A 9380-nucleotide genomic window follows, 5' to 3' on the forward strand; every position below is an offset into this window, starting at 1 on the left:
AAAGTACGCCATTTTTAGGGCAATTCTTCTCAATCGATCCCATATCTTCCAATCTTTTAGGATAGTATTAACTTTTCAAGGTTCAATCGGGCGGATCCCGTTATTTATGCTCTAAATGCACTTCAATTCCGAAAGGCTATTGAACCTATATCTCTCAGGTTACTGCAAAAATGCTTGCACAGCAACTGAGGGAATTAGAAACTGATGGATTGGTGCACAGAGAAGTCTATCCTGTTGTGCCACCAAAAACTGAATATTCGCTTACCGAGAGGGGACTGTCGTTAAAACCCGTTATAGACTCAGTATGCGATTGGGGACGTAGCTACATGAAAGGAACTTTCTGATAAAAGATATTAATTACCGATTTTTTCCGCTAGTTTCTTTCTCTGTCTTCTTTCATGCTCAAGTCTTTCCTGGATTTCATCCATTCTCTTAAATATATCTGCTATTGCTTCCGTCTCATCTTTAGGTCGCTCTACAGATATATTTTTGTTTCTGGCGGCTATGTCTTTTGCAAAAAGCCTTCCAAATGCCCATCTTACAAATGGCTGTATAAAGAATACCTGTGAAAAGAATGCAAACGGAAAGTTATGGCATATAAGCTCGATCCAGTTTGCGAGAAGTGTAAAGATATTAAAGCCATTGTAATATGGATAATACAAAAATGCTGCAATAAAGCTCATTGCCGGGCACATGATCAAAACAGTGCATGAAATGATCGCTGTTTCAAAAATCATTGGGTGGTTATTCTTAGGATCAAACATTCTGCATGCCATCTTAAATGACATGGGACTGCCCACAAGACACTCCAGAGCATACGCAAAGCAGAACTCTACGACTACAACTGCCCATATAGGCAGCATTCTTCCAAACATATACACGCCGCCCTGTGCTCTGATAGCTTCCAGCACACTGCCTGCCCCTGTTATCTCCATAAGAAGTTTCCCATTAACTACATACAGGCTGTAAAATACATACCCATGTACAGTGATGATCACTGTAAGAAGTGCAAAAATCATTCTTTGAAACTGGTTTCTTGGCATTTTTCTCTTCCTCCCTGCCTTTTTGGCATAAAAAATCACATGTAGCTGGCAACTGACCTATGGTAATTTGTAATGTGTACCGTGATCAGATTTACGCGCCAGGCGCTACATGTGTCGTTCATTAATGCTATATTTTGTTTTAACCTCAAAAATTATATCATCACAAATCAGGAATTTTCAAGGCAAAAAAACTTTTTTACATGAATCCTAATCATCTGATGTTGCCTTCGACTTTGCACCATTTACGCTGAGCTCTTTATATGTCTGGCAGATTAAAAATACTGCTATCAAAAATGTAAGGATATCTGACAATGGCATGGAATAAAGGACCCCGTCCAGTCCAAACTTAAGAGGAAGCAGGAGCGCAAATCCAACGCCAAATACAATCTCTCTGACCATGGAAAGGATCGTTGATTCAAGGGCTTTGCCCATTGCCTGCAAAAAGATGAAGCATGCCTTATTTACGCAGGCAAATACCATCATGCAGAGATATATCCTGAATGCCTTGATTGCAAAATCCGTATAATAGCTGCTTTCATTGGCTGCACCAAAGATTCCGATAAGCGCCTGAGGAAAAGCTTCAACAATAATTAAAGCTACAAGACCTACTGTCGCCTCGGCAATCAGAAGAGTTGTAAATAGCTTTTTTACTCTGTCCTTTAAGCCTGCGCCCATGTTATAGCCAACTACAGGAATGCACCCCGCAGCCATACCTACTACTATGGATATCACTATCTGGAAGAACTTCATTACGATCCCGACAACTGCCATAGGAATCTGCGCGTACTGCTCCTGACCGAATATTTCATCCATTGCACCATACTTGCGGATCATGTTGTTGATTGCTGCCATAGCTGCAACAAGTGATATCTGGGATAAAAAACTCGTGATCCCAAGGATAAGGGTTCTTCTTATGATATCTGCATTTAGCTTAAAATCGGCTCTTGCTGGCTTTACCAGTTTCATATGTACAAGGTACCAGACTGCCAGGACTGCTGTTGCAATCTGTCCGATCACGGTAGCTACAGCAGCTCCCATCATGCCCCACTTCAGCCCAAATATGAATACCGGGTCGAGAATTATATTTATCACAGCCCCGGCAAGAGTAGAAATCATTGCAAATTTGGGACTGCCATCTGCCCTTATGACAGGATTCATTGCCTGGCCAAACATATAAAAGGGTATTCCAAGTGATATGTAAAAGAAGTATTCCTTTGAATGATGAAAGGTCTCAGCATTTACTGTTCCGCCAAACATAGCGATTATGACATCGCTAAATATCAGATATATCGCCATGAGTACAATGCTTGATACAATCATCAAAACCACTGAATTCCCCACACTCTTCTTAGCTGTATCTGTTTCCTCTTTTCCAAGGCTAAGGCTCACAAAAGCACAGCACCCATCTCCAATCATTACGGCAATGGCAAGTGCTATTACTGTAAGCGGGAAAACAACTGTGTTTGCCGCATTACCGTATGAGCCAAGATACGTTGCATTAGCTATAAATATCTGGTCAACGATGTTATAAAGTGCACCCACCAGCAGAGAAATGATGCATGGAATAGCATACTTGCGCATCAGACTCCCTACAGGCTCAGTTCCTAAAAATCTGTTTTCATTGTCATTCATTTTCTTTTCACCACACAAAAAGAGGCGTGTTGCCATCAGCCGGATTTACGCCAAAAGCCACACGCCACTTTAAGTTTCCTTTTCTTATTTTAAATAATCCCCGATAGGACTGTTGTTGTACTGCTTAATTACTTTGATAACAATAGAGCCGTCATCCTGCTTTGTTTCCTCAAGAATTCTGTACTCTGTCTTTGCATGCTCAAGAGACTGCTTATATTTCTCTATCTCTTCTCTTGAGAGTTTCTCATTGCGTTCCTTTGAAACCTCGTCCTTCTGAAAAAAATGTAGTGTCTGACATATACATGCCGCCTGTACCCTTTTCATTTCTTTTCCTCTCTTTCAATAATAAAAAACGAGTTGCAAATAAACTGGACTTACGCAGTATCTGCTACTCGTTTGTAATGATTTTATCACTATTTTCAGAGAAATTTCAAAGGATATTTTTAACAAAGCTTCATTGAAAACTTCATTTCATGCTTGGCACAAACAATAATGCCTGATGCCATAAGTGAAACCACTGTAATAATGCATTTGGTTTTAACATCAATCGCTTCCTCATTCCACACTTCACCAAATAATATGTCGTCTGCTTGTGTCAAGTAGGAACTAAAAAATTTTTCTCCGTCTTCAATCATTCTGTCCATTGCTGCCTGTTCAAATCCACCTGACATTTCCTCACTTCCCTTCCTGTTCTTCTGCGACTTTATTTATTACTGCCAACGCATTTAGCGTTCTAGGGTAGCCAATAAAGGGAATGCAATGCAGTACAACCTGGGTCAGTACGCTTTTATCATTTCCCATGCGGAAATTCCCTGCCGTATGCCCTGTAAGCTGCGGTTCGCATCCTCCCTGAGCATATATATAACAAAATGTAACAAGCTCTCTGTCTTTAAGCGACAGGCCCTGTCTTGTATAATAGTCACCGAAACAGTTCTCTGCGAGCCAGTAGTTGACCTGTCCGCCTTTCCAGAACTCTTTCATGCCATCACCAAAGATTTCAACCTGAGCCTGCGTTCCGGCTACTCTCCGGCTTCTCATATCACTGCCATCATCTTCAGCTGCAATATCTGTAGTAGCTCTTGGCTCATCCGACAGCTTTACATTCAGTTTTTCAAAGGTATTGTTAGTTGCCTTGATAAAAGGATACACACGTCCTATTCCCAAATAATCCACTGCCTGATATACGATTTCTTTTATCTCAACAGGTGTGACACCGTAATTTAATGCTGCTTCCACCATTTTCCCGTATTCATCAATGCCCTGACAGCCGATAAGCACTGCCAGTATAGCCATGTGCCTCGTTCTGTCCCCGATAGGCTCCCACCCATCAGGGACTTTCATAGAAGGTACCTCGCCAAAGGCAAAATGCTGGAACCGTTCTACAAATTCTCTGTCGGAATCCATAAACTCCCGAAGATCTCCTTGCTGCATTTTCTCACAATACTCTCGGTGCATCTGATCTTTCCTCCGTTCTTTATTGATTAACACTCTCTTCTAACATGTCTGTAAATCTCCAGATGATTTCTATTCTGTCATCCGGGAATATCATAACCTTCTTTATAAAAACTTGTGCCATTTCGGTCGTAAGGCTATCACAGTCTCGAAAACATTCATACAATGAATTAAGCTTTGTATGCTCATACTCTGCCACATCCTGTTCCTGATACTGCTCATTTTCCAGGCTGTTCAGCTTATCATCTAATTCCTGCCGTTTCTTTAGATACTCTTCCTTGTTGATCAGCCCGGCACTGTACGACTCATAAACTTGAAACTTCTGTTTCTTCAAAAGTTCCCTATTCTTATATGTATCGACCACCGAAGCATTCTTTTTTAGATTATCACACCTAACTTTTGAGATATGCGATTCTGAATGAGAGTCTTTTGCCTCCGCTAACGAAATCATATTTCTGATTTCCTTAAACACCGTCTCTTCAAGTCTCTTCTCTGAAAGTATCCCAGCTTTATACTCCCATCCTTCATCGCCAAGTTTTGCGCCACGACAATACATTCTCTCGTATTTTCGATTTCTTGCCATGGTTCTTCCGCAAATGCCGCAAAACACAAGTCCCTTAAGCGGATAATCCTGTTCGGTATAGACTTTGCGGTCCTTCTTTTTTCGGCTTGCTATTATTGTTTGCACCTGCTCATACTCTTCCTCTGAGATTATAGCAGGATGCATATCCTTAACAACAATCCAGTCCTCTCTATTTCTTTTTACAAGTGTTTGTGAGCATGGTGCTTTTACCCTCTTAATACCACCTACAGAGGCTCCGGTATAACTAAGCCTTTCCAATATAGCCATCACCATAGAGTATGACCAGAAGTCCGCACCGCCGCTTTTCTTAAATCTACCTTCATACCCTTCATCCTTTTTATGCTGTGAAGGTGTCGGTATATGCTCTTCATTCAGCTTTTTCACTATATCCGATACAGTTTCTCCAATCAGGAACGCATCAAATATTTTTCTGACTATTGGCGCAGTTTCAGGATCAATTATATCAAATCCAAGCCTATTGGGATCAGGCATATATCCATAAGCAGGCCTTCCACCGGCTCTTCTACCTTTTTTTCGGCTCTGTTCCTTGCCACTCATCATTTTTACTGATAAGTCCCTGCTATAAGCGGCATATACAATGGAACGCATAACCACGTCCAATCCTCCGGTTGTTCCTTTATAATCGTCACTGTCATATCCATCATTTATGGATATGTACCTGACATGAAGAAATGGAAACAGGCATTCAAGATAGTCACCCATTTCTATGTAATCCCTCGCAAAACGGCTAAAATCCTTTGTAATGCACAGATTATACTGTCCGGTCTTGATCATAGCTATCATTCTTTGAAATGCAGGACGATCCGTATTGGTTCCGCTGAATCCGTCGTCAACAAATTCAGTGCGGGGATAACCGGACAATGTCGGGTGCGTATCCAGAAAATGATGGATCAGCATCCTCTGATGGATAATACTGTTGCTTTCATCCCTGCTTTTTCCGGTCTCCTCATCTGCCATAGACAGACGGATGTATATTGCAATTCTTACATCATTCATGACTTATTCTCCACCTGCCTTATATAGTTTCCGGTCATTTCATAGACATCCTGATATTTCATCACTACTTCTATGCTACCGCCATCATAAACTCTAATCTGATCCACAACAGCATCAACCAGTGCCTGAGATAGCTTTTTGGCATTTCTTACGCTTTTCATAAGTGTGATCCATTTATTCTCTGTTGAAAAAGCTTCCTGAAGATCATTAAGCTTTATGGAAAGCTTCTCATAACTCATTTCAATGCTTTCATATTCGCTTTCATACTGCTGTTTTGCGAAAGCGTATTCCGCCCCATCAAGAATGCCTTCCACATAATCTTCATACAGCCTTGTTCTTTTATCCTGTATCCTGCGTAGCTTCTGCTTTGCACTTCTTAACTGATTTTCAAGACACGTCTTTAATCCTTTGTCGCTACCTTTTTTCCTGGCAATCCTTATCAGTTTCTCGTAATCCAAAGCAGTTTTGACCTGCAATCTGATTGCTTCAAACACCTTTTTCTCTATGACCGTTTGCATTATGTAGTGTGGTGTACATCCAAGATATTTCCGGGCTTGATTTGAACCGCAATGATATTCGCCATACCAGCGGTCTTCATAACCGGTTGTCCTATGCCTGGAATAATACATTTTATAACCGCAATCTGCACATACTATTTTGGCCTGAAACAGATTTACCAGCTTTTTTCTTATTGCCGAATTATTCTTCATTCTTTCAGCCTTATCTTCGGCGGCTCTTTGTAATATCTGCTTTACTGATTCAAAATCTCCGGGCGAAATAATGGCTTCATGGGCATTCTCAACCACATACCACTCGCTTTCCGGAACCTTGTACTGCTCAAGCCCCTTATAAAGCTCCGACTTACGGCACCCATATACCTTATTACCCATATATACCGGATTCGATAATATCCCATTGATCGTAGCAGTTGACCACGAAGGGACATCTTTCCCACGGATCTGATAATAAGTTTTGACTCCTTTTTCTTCCAGTTTTTCTGATATTTCCTTATATGTAAGCCCCTCTATTTTCCATCTGAAAATGTCTCTGACATTCTCTGCCTGCTCATCATCCGGAACAATGTTTGTATGCTCATCATTCCATCGATACCCATATGGAACCAGCCTCCATGAAAAAGTCCCTTCTTTCTTCTGCACATCATATACTGCGTGAATCTTTCTTGAGATATCCTTTGCATAAAGGTCATTTATAAGGCTTTGAAGCGGAACCATCAGACTGTCATTACTGCCATCAGTTCTTAAAGTATCAAACTGCTCTTTCACAGAAATAAATCTCACATCCAGCCTTGGAAAAATCCTTTCCAGATAAGTGCCTGTTTCAATATAGTTTCTTGAAAAACGGGAAAGATCACGTACAACGATTGCCCTGATTTTGCCTGTCCGGACTGCATCCATCATTTCATCGAACGAAGGGCGGTTCATATTAGTCCCCGTCCATCCATTGTCCTGATAGACCTTCACAAGCTGAAGATCCGGCATATCCCTAATATATTCCTTGCAGACATCTATCTGGTTCTCAATAGCTGCTCCATCGTCATCCTTGCCGCTGTTCTCCACGGACAGCCTCGCATATATGGCTGTCGGGAAGATATCCGTATTCTGCACGGCAATGACGGGCATCGTATCATTATTTCTTCTGCTTTTTCTACCCATGCCGCACCTCCTACTGAGCCAGCGGAAGAAGATCCGCATTCTTTCCAATAAATTCAGTAGCCCGGCGGTACTCATCCCCATACTTGAAGGAAACCTCTACCACGTGTTTCTCATAGATAAAAACCTTATCCACAAGAGCCATAAGAGCACGTCTTGTAAGCGCATCTATTCCCTCATATCTGCGGAAAAGTGTCACCCACGCCCTTTCCGTATCTCCCGATACAGAAGCATCCTTCTTCTCCCTGCGCACACGCTCCAATGTAGCATTCTTTTCATCAAGCATTGCTGTGTACTGGTTACGGAAGTCCGCATATTCCTTCTTGGTTATTACTCCGTCAGAAAGATCCTCATAAATCCGAAGCTTCATCCTGCGGCATCTTTCTATCTCTTCCTCAAGCTTCGTTATCTGCATTTCGTAGTTGAACACCACGCGATTAGCTGAGGGAAGCCTTTCTATATATTCAAGTGACTCCGTAAGGTCAAGCACATCGGACACATGATCCTTCACCGCATTTGTAACAGCTGCCTCGACCTCTTTCACGCTTACGCTATGTGCCGTACACCCTTCATGCCGCTTATTGGAAGAGCAGACATAGTAGTAATAACGCTTCTTGCCACTCGGAACCATCTTCCTTATCATTGGCTGCCCACAGTCAGCACAATAGAGAAAGCCTGAAAACAGGTTATCCTCCGTATCTGCCCCGGTTGTACGCATATCACGCCCCAGCATGACCTTTACTGACATAAAATCATCATATGTGACCAGAGCTTCATGGGCATCCTCGACCCTTATCCACTCATCCTCTTCTTTGGCCTGCACGGTATGAACCTTGTAATTGGGTGTTCCACGCTTGCCCTGGGCAAGCACACCGATATATACCTCATTGGTAAGTATCCGCTTTACAGCCTTATAAGACCATTTGGCAGTACCTCCTGTACGGAAAGCCGTGTCATAATGCACCCCAGCTGAAATCTTATATTCCATGGGAGAAAGCACTCCCAGCTCATTCAGCCTGTCCGCTATCCTGCAGATGCTTGTTCCATCCTTATACATGGAAAATATCTGCCTAACGATATCCCCGGCATATTCATCCACAATCAGCCTGTTCTTATCCTTCGGATCCTTCATATATCCATAGGGAGCATAAGCGCCCACATACTCGCCCTTGCGACGCTTCACATCAAGGTTTGTCCGTATTTTCACGGATATATCCTTGCAATAGGTGTCATTTATGAGGTTCTTGAATGGGATGATAAAGGAATCCGACGAGGGATCTCCGGTCAGGGTATCATATCCGTCATTGATTGCGATAAAACGAATGCCAAGCGCCGGGAATATCTTCTCCAGATACCTACCGCCTTCGATGTAATTCCTTGAAAATCGGCTAAGATCCTTGCAGACAATGGCATCAATACGTTTTTCCCGTACTGCTTCCTCCATCCGTCTGAAATCAGGTCTGTTGAAGTCAACTCCGCTGTATCCGTCATCAACGAATGTCTCAACCAGTTCAAGGTCGCTGTGCTTTGCGATGTACTCCTCGCACATGGACTTCTGGCTTACTATGCTGTTACTCTCTGCCTTGTCTCCATCGTCTTTGGACAACCTTGCATAGATGGCTGTCCGGTAAACTTTTTCAGACATAAAAATACCTCCGTTTCTCTGCTGTTTGCTAAAATCTCAAACCAGAAAAACCGAGGCGCACGCCTACAGGATTCCGCACCAATATATCCGGCACGGTTCTGTAACAATATTCACTATTTCTTTGACCACCTTTAGGATAACATAACGCAAACCCTTTTTCAATCTGATTTTTCAGATTCCGCTCAAATATGCATGGATAGTGAATTGTAATACTAACTTCCACCCCTCTTAAGGCAGCCATGGAAGTTACTAATTCCAAACATTGTGGTGGAATTTACTAATTCATAATGGTACCATCCAATAGTTCATCCACATATGCTACTCCGGCATAAAGGAGG

7 protein-coding genes and 2 pseudogenes are annotated in these 9380 nt (G+C 42.2%); 1 reads left to right on the forward strand and 8 read right to left on the reverse strand.

Going from position 1 to position 9380, the window contains the following annotated elements; genetic code table 11:
• Positions 1–149: 149 nt before the first annotated feature.
• Positions 150–344 (forward strand): annotated as a pseudogene (locus J6O61_RS09900) (winged helix-turn-helix transcriptional regulator); the annotation flags it as partial.
• Positions 345–353: 9 nt separating this feature from the next.
• Here the strand turns inward: J6O61_RS09900 and J6O61_RS09905 are convergent.
• The 8 genes and pseudogenes from J6O61_RS09905 to J6O61_RS09940 all read right to left on the reverse strand — a co-directional run bounded on the left by J6O61_RS09905 (position 354) and on the right by J6O61_RS09940 (position 9042).
• The gene (locus J6O61_RS09905; protein ID WP_292212548.1) at positions 354–1043 is read right to left on the reverse strand and encodes a hypothetical protein; all 690 of its coding nucleotides are present in this window, start codon (positions 1041–1043) and stop codon (positions 354–356) included.
• Positions 1044–1250: 207 nt separating this feature from the next.
• On the reverse strand, positions 1251–2711 hold the full coding sequence (locus J6O61_RS09910; RefSeq protein ID WP_330613769.1) for an MATE family efflux transporter: 1461 nt from the start codon (positions 2709–2711) through the stop codon (positions 1251–1253).
• 48 nt (positions 2712–2759) lie between these two features.
• Positions 2760–2999 (reverse strand): hypothetical protein, encoded by a 240-nt coding sequence (locus J6O61_RS09915; RefSeq protein WP_292194382.1) that lies wholly within the window; start codon positions 2997–2999, stop codon positions 2760–2762.
• 167 nt (positions 3000–3166) lie between these two features.
• A pseudogene (locus J6O61_RS19605) lies at positions 3167–3262 on the reverse strand (carboxymuconolactone decarboxylase family protein); the annotation flags it as partial.
• A gap of 88 nt (positions 3263–3350) precedes the next feature.
• Positions 3351–4130: a carboxymuconolactone decarboxylase family protein gene (locus tag J6O61_RS09925; protein ID WP_292212550.1), complete on the reverse strand. Its 780-nt coding sequence runs from the start codon at positions 4128–4130 to the stop codon at positions 3351–3353.
• Between the two features lie 19 nt (positions 4131–4149).
• The gene (locus J6O61_RS09930) at positions 4150–5727 is read right to left on the reverse strand and encodes a recombinase family protein (RefSeq protein ID WP_292212551.1); all 1578 of its coding nucleotides are present in this window, start codon (positions 5725–5727) and stop codon (positions 4150–4152) included.
• Positions 5724–7400: a recombinase family protein gene (locus J6O61_RS09935; RefSeq protein ID WP_292212553.1), complete on the reverse strand. Its 1677-nt coding sequence runs from the start codon at positions 7398–7400 to the stop codon at positions 5724–5726. The genes J6O61_RS09930 and J6O61_RS09935 overlap by 4 nt, the downstream gene beginning before the upstream one ends.
• A gap of 10 nt (positions 7401–7410) precedes the next feature.
• Positions 7411–9042 carry a recombinase family protein gene (locus J6O61_RS09940; RefSeq protein WP_292212555.1) on the reverse strand — a complete coding sequence of 544 codons (1632 nt, stop codon included), beginning with the start codon at positions 9040–9042 and terminating at the stop codon, positions 7411–7413.
• Between the last annotated feature and the right edge of the window lie 338 nt (positions 9043–9380).

The sequence above is a fragment of the Butyrivibrio sp. genome (assembly GCF_017635265.1).
In the GTDB taxonomy this organism is placed as follows: Bacteria; Bacillota; Clostridia; order Lachnospirales; family Lachnospiraceae; genus Butyrivibrio.